The following is a 14,766-nucleotide window of genomic DNA, read 5'->3' on the forward strand; positions in this document are numbered from 1 at the left end:
GATAGGTGGTGATCTTGCCGGTGACCACGACCTCCAGGCCCTGCTCGGGGCGGACCTGCAAGGTGCGCACCTGGCCCTTCCAGACCACGCCGTCGATGGCGGCCCGCTCATCCTTCAGGGTCAGGTAAACGTGGCCGTTGGAATGGTGCGTGACCTTCGACAGCTCGGCCCGCAGGCGGACGAAGCCATAGGCGTCCTCCAGCGTCCGCTTCAGCGCGAAGGCCAGTTCCGAGACGGAGTAGGGGCGAGCGTTGCCGGTCGCCCCGTTGCTGGTCGCCTCTGGGCTGCTGTCCGCGTCGGTCATGGCGCGATCCTATCGGGAAATGCCGGGCGCAGGACAATGCGGCGGCAAAAGAAAAGGGCGCGCCGGCCGGCGAAACCGGCCAACGCGCCCCCCATCCCCAACGGATCTCTAAACCGCCGGAGCGGAACCTCAGATGTAGCGGCGCAGGCTGCGCGCCAGCTCGGCGGCGCTGGCCTTCTTCTTGGCCTGCGCCGGCTGATAGGCGACCTGGCTGTGCTCGACGCAGTAGGGGCCTTCCCCCGAGCGGCGGCCGCAGAAGGTGAAGTTGTCCAGGGCCGGATCGCCGATCGGCCACTTGCACATGTGGGCGCCGAGCGTCAGCACCGTCGCGGTGCCGGGCGCCTCTTCGACGTAGCGGACCGGCGACGGCTGGGCGGCCAGCGGCGCAGCCTCGGCGATCCGGCGCGGCGCCGACGGGGCCGCCGCCGGGCGGGCCGGGCGCGGAGCCTTGAAGACCGTGCGGGCCGGCTTCGACGGCGCGGCGCGGCCCGACAGGCCCAGCCGGTGCACCTTGCCGATCACCGCGTTACGGGTGACCCCGCCCAGTTGCTTGGCGATCTGGCTCGCCGAAAGCCCGTCTTGCCAGAGCTTCTTGAGCAGCTCGACGCGTTCGTCCGTCCAACCCATTTGCCCTCTCCCAGCCAAGGGATCCGGCGCACCCCTGCGACACGGATCAACATCTTGTGGCGCCGAGCAGCGTCGCCGCCCACCAACCACCATCAGTAGTAAACAACTCCCTAACGGCCACAATAGGCGCCATCGGCCTTGTCCACAGGAACAAGATGTAGGGGGTGCGGCGCCCTTCAGGCGTGGGCTTGCAGCCGGGCCCACGGCGGCGCACATCAGCCGCATGCAGGACGCCGTCATTCCGCCCCAGCCCCGCGACTACCCCGGCGTCAACTGGGAGGGGCTGAAGACCCTCTACCTGCGCGAGGTCCGGCGGTTCCTGAAGGTCGGCATGCAGACGCTGGCGGCGCCGGTGGTGACGGCCCTGCTCTACATGCTGGTGTTCGTCGTCGCGGTCGGCGGCGGGCGCGAGGTGCACGGCGTGGCCTACGGGACCTTCGTCGCCCCCGGGCTGATCATGATGCAGATCCTGTCGAACGCCTTCGCCAACTCCTCGTCCAGCCTGCTGCAGGCCAAGTTCAACGGCCTGATGGGCGACTTCCTGACCCCGCCGCTCACCCCGGCCGAGCATGTCGCCGGCTTCGGCCTCGGGGCGGCGACCCGCGGCGTCGTGGTCGGCGCGGTCAGCCTGATCGCCGTGCTGCCGTTCGCCCGCCTGCCGGTGGCCCACGTCTGGGCCATCGTCTTTTTCGGGCTCGGCGCGGCCCTGATCATGGCTTTCATCGGTGTGCTGGCCGGCCTGTGGGCCGAAAAGTTCGATCACATGGCGGCGGTGACCAACTTCGTGATCATGCCGATGACCTTCCTGTCCGGCACCTTCTACCTGGTCGAGCGCCTGCCCGAACCCTTCCGGACAGCCAGCCACTTCAACCCGTTTTTCTACCTGATAGACGGCTTCCGCTACGGCTTCGTCGGTCAGGCCGAAGGCTCGCTGGCCATCGGCGTCGCCATGACCGTGGCGCTGGTGCTGGCGACCGGGCTCGCCTGCCTCCAGGCGTTCCGGGTCGGCTACAAGATCAAGAGCTGATCGCCGCCCGCCGCGCCCTCACCACCGCCGCGTCCAGCGCCTGCAGGAACCGCGAGCGGTCGGCGGCGGCGAACGGCTTGGGCCCGGAGGTCGTCTCGCCCATCGAGCGCAGGTGCTCGCCGATCGCCCGTCCGGCCAGGGCGCCGCCGATGTTGTCCGCCGTGAACGGCCTTCCGGCCGGATGCAGCGCCTGGGCGCCGGCTTCCAGCGCGCGCCCCGCCAGCGGGATGTCGGCCGTCACCACGACGTCGCCCGGACCCGCCCGCTCAGCGATCCAGTCGTCGGCGACGTCCGGGCCCTCGTCGACCACCACCAGAGTGATCCGCGCCCCGCCCGGCGTGCGGATCCAGCTGTTGCTGACCACGAAGACCGGCAGGCCGTAGCGGTCCGAGACCCGGTAGACCTCGTCCTTCACCGGGCAGGCGTCGGCGTCGATGTAGAGCGTCGTCATCGGCGTGAGCTTACTTCACCGTGGACATGAACCAAGTCGAGCTTGGCGGGTTCAATCGAGGTTCAGGCGCGGGGGACGATCAATGCCTGGCGATAAGGAGCCCTCCCATGAAGAAGCATCTGATCTTGGCCGCCGCTGCGCTCGCCACCGTCGCGGCCCCGCTGGCCGCCTCGGCCCAGCCGAACCGCGACGTCCGTGAATCTCAGCGCGACGTCCGCGAGGACCGTCGCGACCTGCGCGAGTCTCAGCGGGACGCGCGCCGTGACGGCGTGGTCACCCCGCGTGAGCGGCGTGAGATCCAACGCGACCGCCAGGAGCTGCGCGAAAGCCGCCGCGAACTGCGCTACGACCGCCGCCGGGCCGACACCTGGCGCGACCGGGCCGAATGGCGCGGCTATCAGGGCGCCCGCCGCGGCATGTGGTACGCGCCGGGCTACGGCTATCAGCGGGTGACGCCCGGCTACGCCTGGCGCCGCGGCGCCTATGTGCCGCGCAACTACCGCGGCTACTATGTCCAGGACCCCTACTACTACGGCCTGCCGGCCGCGCCCCGCGGCCACCGCTGGGTCTATGCCGACGGCAACTTCGTCCTGATGGCCCTGGCCAGCGGGCTGATCGCCCAGGTGATCGCAAACGCCTATTGATCGATCCCGCGCCGGGTCGGGTTTTCGAACCCGATCCGGCGGTTGGGCTCCCAATAATCCGCAGGCCCGAGGCGGCGGTTTGCGCCGCGGCTTGCGTTTTCAGCCAAAAAACCTTATTATTCCTCGTGTCAGAACTCGTTTTGGTTCGCGCGACCCCCTGGCGATCTTCAAGGTATCGCCTCCGGAAAGCCTCACGACCCTATCCGAAATTTTGATCTCGACCTCATTTTGGGGCGCGAGAACTCATGTCCGGAAAGGGACAACCATGCAAAACGGCACCGTGAAGTGGTTCAACGGTCAAAAGGGCTTCGGCTTCATCCAGCCGGACGAGGGCGGCGCGGACGTGTTCGTGCATATCTCGGCGGTGGAACGCGCCGGCCTGCGCGGCCTCGACGAGGGCCAGCGGATCGGCTTCGAGCTCGAGCGCGACGCGCGCAGCGGCAAGATGTCGGCCGGCCAGCTCCAGGCCATCTGATGCGGCGAGCCGGCTCTCTGAGCCGGCTCTTCCTTTTTCCGGAGGCTCCGATGTCCCTGCAGAAATCCGAGACCCGGGCCCGCGAGTATCGCGCCCGCGCCGACGCCGCGACCGCGGCCGCCGCGGCCTGCGTGCTCGAGCAGCCGCGGCTCCAGAACGTCGCCGCCGCCAACCGCTGGACCGAAATGGCCGAGGCCGAGGAGCGCCGCAGCGCTGAACTGCGTTTGCACGCAGCAGAAGACGCGGGCGGCGGATTCCGGTAAAAGCCGCTCCACCTCAGAGGAGAGCCTGTCTTTGGCGAAGGAAGAACTAGTCGAATTCGACGGCCAGATCACCGAGCTGCTGCCGGAAGGCCGCTTCCGGGTGAAGCTGGAGAACGATCACGAGATCCTGGCCTACACGGCCGGCAAGATGAAGAAGAACCGCATCCGCTCGATGGTCGGCGATCGCGTCACCGTCGAGATGACGCCCTACGATATGGACCGCGGCCGCATCACCTACCGGCACAAGCCGGAGGGCAGCCGTCCGGCCAGCCCAGGGGCCCGACCGCAGTTCCGCCGCCGCTGATCCGGAACGGAAAAGGGCGCCGCTCGCGCGACGCCCTTCGTCCTTGCTGATCTGACAGCTTACCAGCGGCTGTTGTAGTAGCCGCTGCGCTCATAGCCTCGGCCGTAGTAGCCCCGGTCGTAGCTGCGATAGCGGCTGTCCCGGTAGTAGGGCTGGGCCGACCGATAGCGATAACCGTTGCGGTACTTGCGCCGGTCGTTGCCCTTGTCGACCGCGACGCCCAGGGCCGCGCCGGCGACCGCGCCGATGGCGACCGCTTCGCCCCTGCCGTTGCCGACCGCCGCGCCGCCGAGGCCGCCCAGCAGGGCGCCGATCAGGGCGCTTTCGGTCTTCGAGGTCCCGGCGGCCGCCTGGCCGGCCGGCAACGCCACGGCGCCGGCGACCGTCAGGATCATCGCGGTCTTCGTGAACTTGCGGGTCATGGCTAACCTTCCTTTCGTTGCGTGCGCCGGATCCGTCGAAGGATCCAGCGACCATGAACCGACCCTAACGGCGCCGCTGTGAACCCATCTGGAGCGGTTCGTTCATCCGCCAGACAGCTTGTCGCACCCCCGGGGCGGCCATAGCGTGGGCCCGCCATCTCGGAGCCAGAGCTGATGAACCCCGCCGCCACCCGCCGCACCCTGATCGCCGCCGGCCTGCTGGCCCCGCTTCCCGCGCTGGCGCAGGGCCGCGCCGCGCCGCCGGCGCTGACCCACAAGTTCGACCTGTCGATCCGCGTCGCCCCGGCCCAGGAACTGGGCGAGGTCGGCGGCGGACGCCGGCGGGTCATCCCGATCACCGGCGGCGACGTCAGCGGCGCAATCACCGGCGAGGTGCTGCCCGGCGGCGCGGACTGGCAGACGATCCGCCCTGACGGCGTCACTCTGCTCGTCGCCCGCTACACGATCCGCCTCTCCGACGGCGCGACCGTTGGGATCATCAACAGCGGTGTGCGCCGCGCGACCCTCGACGTCGTGCGTCGGATGACCGCCGGCGAGGTCGTCGATCCCGCCCTCGTCTATTTCCGCACGACGCCGGTGTTCGAGGTCGGCCCCGGGCCGCACCAGTGGCTGACCGAGAACCTGTTCGTCGCCACCGGCGAGCGCCGGCCCGACCTCGTCCGCATCCGCGTGTTCCAGGTCGGCTGAGCCGCGGCGTCAGGCGGCGTTCCCGTCGCCAAGCACGGTCTCGCTGTGGGCGTGGCATTCCCAGCCCCCTGCGCCCCTGACCCACGTCGAACTGTTGGCGGCGCGATAGTCGCTGGACTTGCCGTTCATCCGCACCGTCTGGCGCACGACATAGGCGGCGATGGCCACGTTGGCGGCCGGGGCCGAGACCTTGATGTCCTCGAACTCATAGGCCTCCAGCGTCCAGGCGCCCTCTTCGGTCATAGCGCCCATCTTCGCCTTGTCGATGCTGGCCAGCCCGCGCGGGCCGGTGACCAACGCCGGGTCGCCCGACAACGCGGCCGTCCGCTTGCCGTCCTTGGCCTTCATGGCGTCCCAGTAGGACGTTTCGAGGGCGACGATCTCGTCGTGGCTTACGGTGTCGGCCATCGGCATCCCTTTCCGTTCCCCGCGCCTCGGAAATCCGCGTGCGATAAAAGAGGTTCCGCTTGGCGTCCGGCTCAGCTGGGCAGGCTGATGCCCTCGGCGAACGCCCGCCGGACGACGTCGCGATAGAGCAGCACCTGGCTCGCGACCACGCTCGCCGGCCGGCCGGTCTTGGCCAGGGTGAAGGCCCCGAAGATCGCCGACCAGCCGGCGTCGGCCAGCAGCTCGACGTCGACGGCCGCGTTCGGCCGCGCCGACTGCACCGCTTCGCACAACCAATCGCGGAACCGCGTCCGCCAGCCGTCGACAGTCTCGACGTTGGCTTGCCGCACGTCGTGGGCGAAGGCCCGCTCCTGGAAGGCGACCGTGGCGACGAGGCAGCCCGGCGCCGCCTCGATCTCCGCCGTGATCGCCTCGGCGTAGAGGCGCAGGAAGATCAGGAAGCTCTGCAGCGGCTCCTCGCTGAGCTCCCGGGCCCGCCTCGACAGCGCGTCGAGCTGGGCGTCGTTGGCCGTCCGGTAGCGGGCGACCACCTGCCGGGCGAGGTCGTTCTTGTCCCGGAAGTGATAGAAGAAGCCGCTCTTGGTGATGCCGGCCGCTTCGACCAGCTCGTCCACCGACGTCGCGCCAAGGCCCTTCACGATCATCGCCTCATAGGCGAGGTCGAGCAGCCGCTCGCGCGTCCGGGCCCCCTTGCCGGGCTCTCCCGACTGTACCGGCGGTGCAGTTTTTCCAGCGACGCCCGCGTCCATGATCCGTCTTTCCGTCGCGCCCCAGAATGCAAGCCCTTAGCATAACACGGGTTTCGCGGCCGCGCGCGAACCGACCAGGCGCTCCCTAGAGCTCCGCGCCGCAATCGCGATGCTCCTGCCCCCAGACAAGGAGCACCAGAATGACCATTCGCGACCATCATGGTTTGGCGGTCAGCGGCGCCAGCGCCGCGGCCGCGGACGCCTACCGCCAGGCGCTGCACGGCTATTATTGCTACGTCGGCGACCCGATGACCCTGCTGCAGGCCGCCTGCGAGGACAGCCCGGCCTTCGTCATGGGACAGGCGCTCGCCGCCTACATGGCCCTGATTGGCACCAACGCCGCCGCCCAGGAAGCCGGTGTCCACACCTACGAGGCCATGAAGGACCTGCCCTGCAACGATCGCGAGGCCGGGCACGTGGCCGCCATCGGCCATCTGATCGCCGGGGAGTACCGGCAGGCGGGGCGGGTGCTGGAGGATGTGTCCATCGCCTGGCCGACCGACTCCCTGGCCTTGCAGGTCGGGCAGCTCGTCGACTTCTGCCGCGGCGACAGCCGGATGCTGCGCGACCGCATAGGCCGCGCCCTTCCGCACTGGTCGGCGTCCGCGCCGGACTACCACGCCGTGCTCGGCATGCTGGCGTTCGGCCTGGAAGAATGCGGCCAGTACGCTCGCGCGGAGGACGCCGGCCGCCAGTCCCTGGCCCTCGAGCCGCGCAATGGCTGGGCCAAGCATGCCGTCGCCCACGTCATGGAGATGCAGGGCCGCCGCGAGGACGGCGTCGCCTGGATGCGCACCGATCCGCAGGCCTGGGCCGGCGACAGCTTCTTCCAGGTCCACAACTGGTGGCACCTGGCGCTGTTCCACCTGGGGCTCGGCGACATCGACGAGGTGCTCGCCCTCTACGACGGGCCGATCTACGGCGCACGGTCCGACATGGCGGTGGACATGGTCGACGCCGCCGCCCTGCTGTGGCGGCTGCACCTGCTCGGCGTCGACGTCGGCGCACGGTTCGCAACGCTGGCCGACGTCTACGCCGCCGCGCCGCACGGCCTCTACGCCTTCGACGACGCCCACGCGATGATGGCCTATGTCGGCGCCGGCCGGATGGAGGCCGGGCGCGCGCTGCTCGCCCAGCAGGCCGCGGTGCTGTTCGCGCCCGGCGACAACGCCGGCTTCGTCGCCGACGTCGGTCGGCCGGTGATGCAGGGCCTGCTCGCCTTCGGCGAAGGCCGCTATGCCGAGGCGGCCGACGCCCTGCGCGGCGTGCGCAACCAGTCCGCCCGCTATGGCGGCAGCCACGCCCAGCGCGACATCATCGACCTCACCCTGATCGAGGCGGCCCGCCGCGGCGGCGACCGGTCGCTGGAGGCGGCCTTGCGGGCCGAACGCGCTGTGGCCCACGGTACGGCGGAGATCGACGCGGTGCGGCTCGCCGCCTGATCGCGGCCGTTCACCAACGCTGGCGGCGCTTCCTCCGGTGCGGGGAGGGAGCGCCCGTCAGTTGCGGAAGCTGTCGGGCACCAGGCCGCCGTTTTCCGCCAGCTTGCGCATTACCGCCCTGTGCAGGGCGATGTTCTGTTCGGCCGAGCCGGCCTCGCCCTCATGGACGCCTAGCTCCTCCGCCAATTCCTTGCGCGCCGTCAGGCTGGAATCCATCTGCAGCAGCTTGAGGAGGTCGACGATCGAGGTTCGCCAGTTGCCGCCGTCGCCACCCTGGTACTCCGCCATGCTGGTCAGCACCGCCTCGACGTCGACCGGTTGGGGCGTGCTGGGGGTGGCGGCCGGCGTTGCGGCGGCGGGCGCTGGGGTCGTCGCCGGCCTGGGCGCGGCCGGCGCGCTCGCGGTGGCGGTCGGCGCGGCGTTGGCCCGCGAATGACCGAAGATCTTGTCGCGAATGGCCGAGAAGATGCCCATGCGAAGCTCCCTTGTGATGACGAGCAGGCAATCCCCGGCTTGCCGCTAAGGTTCCGCCGGCCGCCGACCTTGCGCATGCGACCGGACCGCGATTCCCTTGGCGCCTGCATCACAGGGGTACCGCTATGCGTCGCACGATCCTGGCTCTCGCCTTCGCCGGCCTCCTCACCACGTCCGCCCATGCGGCGGCGCCGCGCGATGTCGTCGCCCGTGTCGCCGACCAGATCGCCGCCCGCTACTTTGACGCGGCGCGCGGCGAGCGGCTGGCTGCCGAGCTGAAGGCGGAGGCCGCCCGCGGCGCCTATGACCGCTATGCCGACCCGCTCGACCTTGCCCAGGCCCTGACCGACCGCCTGCGCCCGGCCGACGGCCATTTCACGGTGGTCTGGTCGAAGCCGGATCTCGCCACGGCCGCCGCCGCTCCGGGTCCTGCCCCCGCGCCGGCCGAAGATCCGCAGGCCTGGCAGAACTACGGCTTTCGCGCCGTCGAGATCCGCCCGGGCGGCGTGGCCGTCGTACGCATGAGCTACTTCGCCCACGTCGAGGCCGCCGAGAGCCCTGCGAAACAGGCGGCCGACGCAGTAATGGCGATGACCGCCCATGCCCCGGCCGTGGTCTTCGACCTGCGCGACAATGGCGGCGGCTCGCCGGCCCTGGTCGGCTATCTGGTCGGCCACTTCGTCCCCGACGGCGCCGACGTCTACAACACCTTCAGGACCAAGGGGGCTGACGAACGCGAACTCCCGCCCGCCCCGCCGAAGACCGGCAAGCGTCTGGACCAGCCCGTGTTCGTGGCGATCAGCGGCCGCTCAGCCTCCGCCGCCGAAAGCTTCAGCTACACCCTGCAAGCCGCCAGGCGGGCCGTGATCGTCGGCGAGCCGAGCGCCGGAGGGGCCAACCCCGGCGACTTCGCGTCAGCCGGCGACGGCTTTGCGGTGTTCGTCTCCGACGGCAGCCCGGTGAACCCGATCACCGGCGCCAACTGGGAAGGGACCGGCGTGATCCCCGACGTCTCCGCGCCCGCCGCCGAGGCCCTGGCCCGCGCCGAGCAGCTGGCCCTCAACACAATCGCCACAGGCCCCGGATCGCAGGCGCTGCGAACCGCCGCCCGCTGGGCGCTGGAGGCGGCCGGTCCCGCCGCCCCAACCGCTACGCTCGCCGACTACGCCGGCGCCTATGGCGCGCGCACCGTCGCGCTGAGGGACGGCGTTTTGCAGGTCTTCCAGGACCGCCGTCCGCCGCTGATCCTGAAACCCGTCGGTTCCGACCGCTTCGCCGTCGACGGCGCCGCCGTCCCAACGCGCATCACCTTCACCCGCGACCGGGCAGGCAAGGTGAACGGCATGACCCAGGCGATCGCCACCGGCCAGACCGCCCGCTACGCCCGCGGCGGCTAGTCGCGCGGCGGGTCCCTTACCGCACCGCCGCGGCCCGGATCGCCGCGGCGACTGCCGACTGGGCGGCCCAGGCGCTGTCCTCGTCCGCCGCCGGCCAGGCCGAGTTGAACACGACCACCAGTTGGTCGGCCGGATAGACGTAGATGCCCTGCCCGAAGATGCCCTTGGCGGCATAGCCGTTCGGCTCAAGCCACCAGAAATACCCGTAGCCGGGATCGGGCGCGCCGTTGCGGATCTGGGCGCTGGTCGCCTCGGCCACCCAGCCCGGGGGCAGGACGCGCCGACCCCCCGCCACGCCGTTCTCGAGCATGAACAGCCCGAACCGCCCATAGTCGCGCAGCGTCATCGAGATGCAGCAGCCGCCGCGCTCGTGCCCGCTGGGGTCGACCAACCAGGCGCCGTCCTGCTCCATGCCGAACGGCCGCCAGATCTTCTCCGACAGATATTCCGCCAGCGGCTTGCCGGTCGCCTGCGAGACCATCACGCCCACGAGGTCGGTCTCGCCGGTGTTGTAGTGGAAGGCCGCGCCGGCCGGCCGCTCGCGAGGCAGCTTGGCCAGATAGCTGACGATGGCGTTCCGCCCCGGCTCGGGTCGCGTAAGGGACGACCGTGCGACGTCGGAATTGGGGTCGGCGTAGTCCTCGTTCCATTTCACGCCGGAGCTCATCGTCAGCATCTGGCGGACCGTGACGCCCTCGTATGCGCTGCCCTTCAGGTCCGGCAGCGAGTCCGACACCGGCGCGTCGAGCGAGGCGATCTTGCCGTCCTGGATCGCCGCGCCGACCAGCGTCGAGGTGATCGACTTGGTCACCGAGAACGACACCCAGCGATCCTTCGCGGTCCGCCCCAAGCCGTACTTCTCCAGCACGATCTGGCCGTTCTTGATCGCCAGCACGCCCGACACCCGATTGGCCCGCATGTAGTCGTCGAGGCTGACGCTCCGGCCATCGAGGGTGATCGTCGGTGCGATCTGGCGCGCCGCCGCCGGCAGGGCGCGCACGTTGCTCCCGGCCCGCACCGTCGCCGTCCGGTAGATAGTCTCCATGCTCCGGAAGCCCCTGGCCTGTTCCTCGCCTCGCCAGGTCAGGGTGCTGGCGACGCCGGGCCGCAGCGGGACCTGCCCCAGCGCCTCGGTTCCAGCCAGGGCCAACAGGGCCGCAAAGGCGGCGCTCGCAGCAGGTCTCACGCGGCAATCTCCGGAATTTGTTCGTCGCGCCCGGAGTAAGTCAGCGGCGGGCGCTCTCGGCAAGCGAGCCGAAGGGCTGGCGAGCGCGCCGGCATTCGTTAAGACGGGGAGCGGGCCCTGCCCCTGCCATTCAAGGACGCCGACCATGCCGACTGAGATCCCCGCGACCGGCCTTGCCCTGCGCACCGAGATCACCGGTTCGGGCGAGCTGCGGCTGTCGCTGGTCGACCAGCCAACCCGCGCGCCGGGCCCCGACGACGTGCTCGTCCGCATCGAGGCGGCGCCCATCAACCCCTCGGACCTCTTCCTGCTGTTCGGCCCCGCCGACCTGGCGACCGCCGTCGTGGGGGGCGTGCCGGAGCGGCCGACCCTGACGGCGAAAGTCCCCGAACGGCTGCTCGCCTCCGTCCGCGGGCGCCTGGACCAGTCCCTCGGCGCGGGCAACGAGGGGGCCGGGGTCGTGATCGCCGCCGGCGAGAACGCGGCGCACCTGCTCGGCCGGACGGTCGCGGTGCTCGGCGGCGCGATGTACGCTCAGTACGTCACCGCCCCCGCCCGCGAGGTCCTGGTGCTGCCGGAAGGCGCCACCTCGGCCGAGGGCGCCTCCTGTTTCGTCAACCCGCTGACGGCGCTGTCGATGGTCGAGTGCATGCGCCTCGAAGGCCACACCGCCCTCGTCCACACCGCCGCCGCCTCCAACCTCGGCCAGATGCTGAACCGCATCTGCCTGAAGGACGGGGTCGAGCTGGTGAACATCGTCCGTAAGCCCGAGCAGGTCGCGCTGCTGCGCGGTCAGGGGGCCCGCCACGTGGTCGACTCCAGCGCCGATACCTTCCTCGCCGACCTGACTGCCGCCCTCGAGGAAACCGGCGCCACCATCGCCTTCGACGCCATCGGCGGCGGCAAGCAGGCCGGCCAGATCCTGGCCTGCATGGAGACCGCGGCGGCCCGCAAGATGACCACCTACAACCGCTACGGCTCAGACACCTTCAAACAGGTCTATATCTATGGCGGCCTCGACCTCGGAAAGACCGAGTTCACCCGCACCTTCGGCTTCGCCTGGTCGATCAGCGGCTTCCTGCTGACCCCGTTCCTCAAGCGCATCGGTCCGGACCGCGGCGGACAGCTGCGCGAACGCGTCGCCGCCGAACTCACGACCACCTTCGCCAGCCACTACACCGCCGACCTGACCCTCGCCGAGGCGCTGCAGCCGGCGAACATCGCCAACTACAACGCCCGGCGCACCGGCGAGAAATACCTGATCACGCCGCATCGGGGCTGAGGCGAGGGCGGCGGGTTGCCGCCTGCCGAACATCGTCCATCATGGCCAGGCCATCGGGGGGCGGCCCAACATGACGACAGCCACGCGCCGCCATGACCTCGACGCCCTGAGGGTCGGCGCCTTCCTGCTGCTGATCCTCTATCACCTCGGAATGTTCTACGTGCCGTGGGACTGGCACGTGAAGAGCACGCACATCGTGCCGGCGCTGGAGCGGCCGATGGGGCTTCTGAACCCTTGGCGCCTGACCCTGTTGTTCGTGATCTCGGGCGTGGCGACCCGCTTCGGACCCCCGCTAGCCGCACGCGCGGTGCCCCCCCCCTCCGACAGCGACATTGACTCCCCCCGCCTTCCATCCGACAACGCCAAGCCTTCCAGTCCCCGTCGCGCCGCGCCGGGGACGCTTCCGTTTTGGAGGGCATTCTCGGTGACCGAGACCCCCACCCCGCCAGTCCCCGCCGACCACATCATGGGCGTCTACGCCCGCGCGCCGCTGGCCTTCGAGCGCGGCGAGGGCGTGCGCCTGATCACCGAGGACGGGACGGAATATCTCGACGCCATGGCCGGCATCGCGGTCAACGCCCTGGGCCATTCGCACCCCAAGCTGGTGGCGGCGCTGGCCGAGCAGGGCGGCAAGCTCTGGCACACCTCGAACATCTTCCGCATTCCGGGGCAGGAGCGGCTGGCCACCCTGCTCACCGACCACACCTTCGCCGACGTGGTGTTCTTCACCAACTCCGGGACCGAGGCGATCGAGTGCGCCGTCAAGGCGGCCCGCAAGCACCACTGGGCGAACGGCCAGCCGGAGCGGATCGACATCATCGGCTTCGACGGCTCCTTCCACGGCCGGACCCTGGCGGCCGTGAACGCTTCGGGCAACGAGACCTACCTCGAAGGCTTCGGCCCGAAGATGCCGGGCTTCGTCGCGGCCCAGTTCGGCGACCACGACGCCCTGCGGGCGCTCGTCGGCCCGACGACGGCGGCGATCATCCTGGAGCCGGTGCAGGGCGAGGGCGGCGCGCGCTCGTGGCCCGAGGCCGACCTGCAGGCGATCCGCCGGCTGTGCGACGAGACCGGGACCCTGCTGATCTACGACGAGATCCAGTGCGGCCTCGGCCGCACCGGCAAGCTGTTCGCCCACGAGTGGGCCGAGGGCGCGGCGCCCGACATCATGACCGTGGCCAAGGCGCTCGGCGGCGGCTTCCCGGTCGGCGCGTGCCTGGCCACCGCCGACGCCGCCAAGGGTATGACCCCCGGCTCGCACGGCTCGACCTACGGCGGCAATCCGCTGGCCATGGCGGTCGGGATCGCGGCGGTCGAGGAACTGGTGAAGCCCGAGCTGCTGGCCCATGTGCGCGACGTCGCCGGCTATTTCGTTCAGCAGATCTCCGGCCTCAAGGACCGCTATCCGGACGTCGTCGTCGACATTCGCGGCAAGGGCCTGCTGATCGGCGTCAAGCTTGCGACCCCGAACCGCGAATTCATGCAGCTCGCCCGCGACCAGCACCTGCTGATCGCCGGCGGCGGCGACAACTGTGTGCGGCTGCTGCCGCCGCTGGTCATCACCCAGGACGAGGCCCGCGAGGCCGTCGAGAAGCTCGAGCGCGCCTGCGAGGCCGCCCGCCAGAAAGCGAAGGCCGCCGCGTGAGCCAGCCCGTGCGCCATTTCCTCGATCTGTGGCGGCTGGAAGCGGCCGACCTGCGCGCCATCCTCGACGACGCCAAGGCCCGCAAGGCGGCCCGCAAGGGCTGGCCCAAGGGTAAGGTCGACGCCGACGCCCCGGCCGCCGACCGCACCCTGGCGATGATTTTCGAGAAGCACTCGACGCGCACCCGCTTCTCCTTCGACGCGGCGATGCGCCAGCTCGGCGGCTCGGTGATCATCTCCAACGCCTCGGAGATGCAGCTCGGCCGCGGCGAGCCGATCGAGGACACCGCCCGCGTGCTGTCGCGGATGGTCGATGCGATCATGATCCGGGCCAATGTCCACGAGGACGTCGAGCGGCTGGCCATGGCCTCGACCATCCCCGTGATCAACGGCCTGTCGGATCGGGGGCACCCCTGCCAGATCATGGCCGACCTGCTGACCCTGGAAGAGCACCGCGGCGACCTCGCCGGCAAGACCATCGCCTGGGTCGGCGACGGCAACAACGTCTGCGCCAGCTTCATCCACGCCGCGCCCAAGCTGGGCTTCCAGCTCAGGATCGCCAGCCCGGCGGTCTATCACCCCGACCTGGTCGACCTGGCCCGCGCGGCGGAGATGCAGGGCCGCGTCACGACCACCGACGACCCGCGCGAGGCGGTGCGCGGCGCTGACTGCGTGATCACCGACACCTGGGTCTCGATGGGCGACACCGACCACGACGAGCGGATCGAGGCGCTGGAGCCGTTCCAGGTCGACGAGGCGCTGATGGACATCGCCCATCAGGACGCCGTCTTCCTGCACTGCCTGCCGGCCCACCGCGGCGAGGAGGTGACGGACGAGGTCATCGACGGGCCGCGCAGCCTGATCTGGGACGAGGCGGAAAACCGCATCCACGCCCAGAAGTCGATCCTGGCCTGGTGCTTCGGCGCCATCGGCTGACTTCCCAAGCCGACCGCGCGACC

At 70.4% G+C, this 14,766-nt stretch carries 18 protein-coding genes and 1 pseudogene; 11 read left to right on the forward strand and 8 right to left on the reverse strand.

Annotated elements, in window-relative coordinates; translation table 11 throughout:
• Together ACILRF_RS04160 and ACILRF_RS04165 are read right to left on the reverse strand one after the other, a co-directional pair.
• Positions 1-304, reverse strand: a 304-nt coding sequence (locus ACILRF_RS04160) for an exodeoxyribonuclease VII large subunit (RefSeq protein WP_395671009.1), incomplete at its 3' end; no start/stop codon positions are given.
• Positions 305-433: 129 nt separating this feature from the next.
• Positions 434-931 carry a GcrA family cell cycle regulator gene (locus tag ACILRF_RS04165; protein WP_395671010.1) on the reverse strand — a complete coding sequence of 166 codons (498 nt, stop codon included), beginning with the start codon at positions 929-931 and terminating at the stop codon, positions 434-436.
• 223 nt (positions 932-1,154) lie between these two features.
• Here ACILRF_RS04165 and ACILRF_RS04170 point away from each other — a divergent pair, with 223 nt between their 5' ends.
• Positions 1,155-1,958: an ABC transporter permease gene (locus tag ACILRF_RS04170; RefSeq protein ID WP_395671011.1), complete on the forward strand. Its 804-nt coding sequence runs from the start codon at positions 1,155-1,157 to the stop codon at positions 1,956-1,958.
• Here the strand turns inward: ACILRF_RS04170 and ACILRF_RS04175 are convergent.
• Positions 1,948-2,409, reverse strand: a complete 462-nt coding sequence (locus ACILRF_RS04175) for a YaiI/YqxD family protein (protein ID WP_395671012.1) — start codon at positions 2,407-2,409, stop codon at positions 1,948-1,950. The two genes, ACILRF_RS04170 and ACILRF_RS04175, sit on opposite strands and share 11 nt — an antisense overlap.
• A 107-nt stretch (positions 2,410-2,516) precedes the next feature.
• Here ACILRF_RS04175 and ACILRF_RS04180 point away from each other — a divergent pair, with 107 nt between their 5' ends.
• The 4 genes and pseudogenes from ACILRF_RS04180 to infA form a co-directional block, all read left to right on the forward strand.
• Positions 2,517-3,053 carry an RcnB family protein gene (locus tag ACILRF_RS04180; protein ID WP_395671013.1) on the forward strand — a complete coding sequence of 179 codons (537 nt, stop codon included), beginning with the start codon at positions 2,517-2,519 and terminating at the stop codon, positions 3,051-3,053.
• Positions 3,054-3,318: 265 nt separating this feature from the next.
• A complete protein-coding gene (locus ACILRF_RS04185) occupies positions 3,319-3,528 on the forward strand; it encodes a cold-shock protein (RefSeq protein ID WP_395671014.1) in 210 nt (69 codons plus the stop codon).
• A gap of 50 nt (positions 3,529-3,578) precedes the next feature.
• The gene (locus tag ACILRF_RS04190) at positions 3,579-3,791 is read left to right on the forward strand and encodes a hypothetical protein (protein WP_395671015.1); all 213 of its coding nucleotides are present in this window, start codon (positions 3,579-3,581) and stop codon (positions 3,789-3,791) included.
• Between the two features lie 31 nt (positions 3,792-3,822).
• Positions 3,823-4,038: pseudogene (gene infA / locus ACILRF_RS04195) on the forward strand (translation initiation factor IF-1); the annotation flags it as partial.
• 116 nt (positions 4,039-4,154) lie between these two features.
• Here the strand turns inward: infA and ACILRF_RS04200 are convergent.
• A complete protein-coding gene (locus tag ACILRF_RS04200; RefSeq protein WP_395671016.1) occupies positions 4,155-4,517 on the reverse strand; it encodes a hypothetical protein in 363 nt (120 codons plus the stop codon).
• A 174-nt stretch (positions 4,518-4,691) separates the two neighbouring features.
• Between ACILRF_RS04200 and ACILRF_RS04205 the strand changes: the two genes are divergently transcribed.
• Positions 4,692-5,225, forward strand: a complete 534-nt coding sequence (locus ACILRF_RS04205) for a DUF3237 domain-containing protein (RefSeq protein ID WP_395671017.1) — start codon at positions 4,692-4,694, stop codon at positions 5,223-5,225.
• A 9-nt stretch (positions 5,226-5,234) separates the two neighbouring features.
• Here the strand turns inward: ACILRF_RS04205 and ACILRF_RS04210 are convergent, their stop codons facing one another.
• Both ACILRF_RS04210 and ACILRF_RS04215 read right to left on the reverse strand, forming a co-directional pair.
• A complete protein-coding gene (locus tag ACILRF_RS04210; protein WP_395671018.1) occupies positions 5,235-5,633 on the reverse strand; it encodes a nuclear transport factor 2 family protein in 399 nt (132 codons plus the stop codon).
• Between the two features lie 71 nt (positions 5,634-5,704).
• Positions 5,705-6,382 carry a TetR/AcrR family transcriptional regulator gene (locus ACILRF_RS04215; RefSeq protein WP_395671019.1) on the reverse strand — a complete coding sequence of 226 codons (678 nt, stop codon included), beginning with the start codon at positions 6,380-6,382 and terminating at the stop codon, positions 5,705-5,707.
• A 140-nt stretch (positions 6,383-6,522) separates the two neighbouring features.
• Between ACILRF_RS04215 and ACILRF_RS04220 the strand changes: the two genes are divergently transcribed.
• Positions 6,523-7,824 (forward strand): tetratricopeptide repeat protein, encoded by a 1,302-nt coding sequence (locus tag ACILRF_RS04220; RefSeq protein ID WP_395671020.1) that lies wholly within the window; start codon positions 6,523-6,525, stop codon positions 7,822-7,824.
• 57 nt (positions 7,825-7,881) lie between these two features.
• On the opposite strand, the gene ACILRF_RS04225 is transcribed toward ACILRF_RS04220, so the two are convergent.
• Positions 7,882-8,298: a DUF3597 domain-containing protein gene (locus ACILRF_RS04225; protein WP_395671021.1), complete on the reverse strand. Its 417-nt coding sequence runs from the start codon at positions 8,296-8,298 to the stop codon at positions 7,882-7,884.
• Positions 8,299-8,423: 125 nt separating this feature from the next.
• On the opposite strand from ACILRF_RS04225, the gene ACILRF_RS04230 reads away from it, so the two are divergent.
• Complete coding sequence (locus ACILRF_RS04230) at positions 8,424-9,695, forward strand: S41 family peptidase (protein ID WP_395671022.1); 1,272 nt, start codon at positions 8,424-8,426, stop codon at positions 9,693-9,695.
• Positions 9,696-9,711: 16 nt separating this feature from the next.
• On the opposite strand, the gene ACILRF_RS04235 is transcribed toward ACILRF_RS04230, so the two are convergent.
• The gene (locus tag ACILRF_RS04235) at positions 9,712-10,881 is read right to left on the reverse strand and encodes a serine hydrolase domain-containing protein (protein WP_395671023.1); all 1,170 of its coding nucleotides are present in this window, start codon (positions 10,879-10,881) and stop codon (positions 9,712-9,714) included.
• Positions 10,882-11,026: 145 nt separating this feature from the next.
• Here ACILRF_RS04235 and ACILRF_RS04240 point away from each other — a divergent pair, with 145 nt between their 5' ends.
• From ACILRF_RS04240 to argF, 3 genes are all read left to right on the forward strand, one after another.
• On the forward strand, positions 11,027-12,163 hold the full coding sequence (locus ACILRF_RS04240) for a zinc-binding dehydrogenase (protein WP_395671024.1): 1,137 nt from the start codon (positions 11,027-11,029) through the stop codon (positions 12,161-12,163).
• Positions 12,164-12,629: 466 nt separating this feature from the next.
• Positions 12,630-13,808, forward strand: a complete 1,179-nt coding sequence (locus tag ACILRF_RS04245; protein WP_395671037.1) for an aspartate aminotransferase family protein — start codon at positions 12,630-12,632, stop codon at positions 13,806-13,808.
• Positions 13,805-14,743, forward strand: a complete 939-nt coding sequence (gene argF, locus ACILRF_RS04250; protein ID WP_395671025.1) for an ornithine carbamoyltransferase — start codon at positions 13,805-13,807, stop codon at positions 14,741-14,743. Before ACILRF_RS04245 ends, argF begins: the two co-directional genes overlap by 4 nt.
• The last annotated feature ends 23 nt before the right edge of the window (positions 14,744-14,766 follow it).

Source organism: Phenylobacterium sp. (assembly GCF_044236515.1).
In the GTDB taxonomy this organism is placed as follows: domain Bacteria; phylum Pseudomonadota; class Alphaproteobacteria; order Caulobacterales; family Caulobacteraceae; genus Phenylobacterium.

What these genes read in the sequence shown, in the direction of transcription:
- ACILRF_RS04215 (WP_395671019.1), bottom strand. Translation starts at nt 6,382, where the DNA reads ATGGACGCGGGCGTCGCTGGAAAAACTGCACCGCCGGTACAGTCGGGA.
- ACILRF_RS04245 (WP_395671037.1), top strand. Translation starts at nt 12,630, where the DNA reads ATGGGCGTCTACGCCCGCGCGCCGCTGGCCTTCGAGCGCGGCGAGGGC.
- ACILRF_RS04190 (WP_395671015.1), top strand. Translation starts at nt 3,579, where the DNA reads ATGTCCCTGCAGAAATCCGAGACCCGGGCCCGCGAGTATCGCGCCCGC.
- ACILRF_RS04205 (WP_395671017.1), top strand. Translation starts at nt 4,692, where the DNA reads ATGAACCCCGCCGCCACCCGCCGCACCCTGATCGCCGCCGGCCTGCTG.
- ACILRF_RS04230 (WP_395671022.1), top strand. Translation starts at nt 8,424, where the DNA reads ATGCGTCGCACGATCCTGGCTCTCGCCTTCGCCGGCCTCCTCACCACG.
- ACILRF_RS04175 (WP_395671012.1), bottom strand. Translation starts at nt 2,409, where the DNA reads ATGACGACGCTCTACATCGACGCCGACGCCTGCCCGGTGAAGGACGAG.
- ACILRF_RS04225 (WP_395671021.1), bottom strand. Translation starts at nt 8,298, where the DNA reads ATGGGCATCTTCTCGGCCATTCGCGACAAGATCTTCGGTCATTCGCGG.
- ACILRF_RS04240 (WP_395671024.1), top strand. Translation starts at nt 11,027, where the DNA reads ATGCCGACTGAGATCCCCGCGACCGGCCTTGCCCTGCGCACCGAGATC.
- ACILRF_RS04185 (WP_395671014.1), top strand. Translation starts at nt 3,319, where the DNA reads ATGCAAAACGGCACCGTGAAGTGGTTCAACGGTCAAAAGGGCTTCGGC.
- ACILRF_RS04165 (WP_395671010.1), bottom strand. Translation starts at nt 931, where the DNA reads ATGGGTTGGACGGACGAACGCGTCGAGCTGCTCAAGAAGCTCTGGCAA.
- ACILRF_RS04220 (WP_395671020.1), top strand. Translation starts at nt 6,523, where the DNA reads ATGACCATTCGCGACCATCATGGTTTGGCGGTCAGCGGCGCCAGCGCC.
- ACILRF_RS04170 (WP_395671011.1), top strand. Translation starts at nt 1,155, where the DNA reads ATGCAGGACGCCGTCATTCCGCCCCAGCCCCGCGACTACCCCGGCGTC.
- ACILRF_RS04200 (WP_395671016.1), bottom strand. Translation starts at nt 4,517, where the DNA reads ATGACCCGCAAGTTCACGAAGACCGCGATGATCCTGACGGTCGCCGGC.
- ACILRF_RS04180 (WP_395671013.1), top strand. Translation starts at nt 2,517, where the DNA reads ATGAAGAAGCATCTGATCTTGGCCGCCGCTGCGCTCGCCACCGTCGCG.
- ACILRF_RS04210 (WP_395671018.1), bottom strand. Translation starts at nt 5,633, where the DNA reads ATGGCCGACACCGTAAGCCACGACGAGATCGTCGCCCTCGAAACGTCC.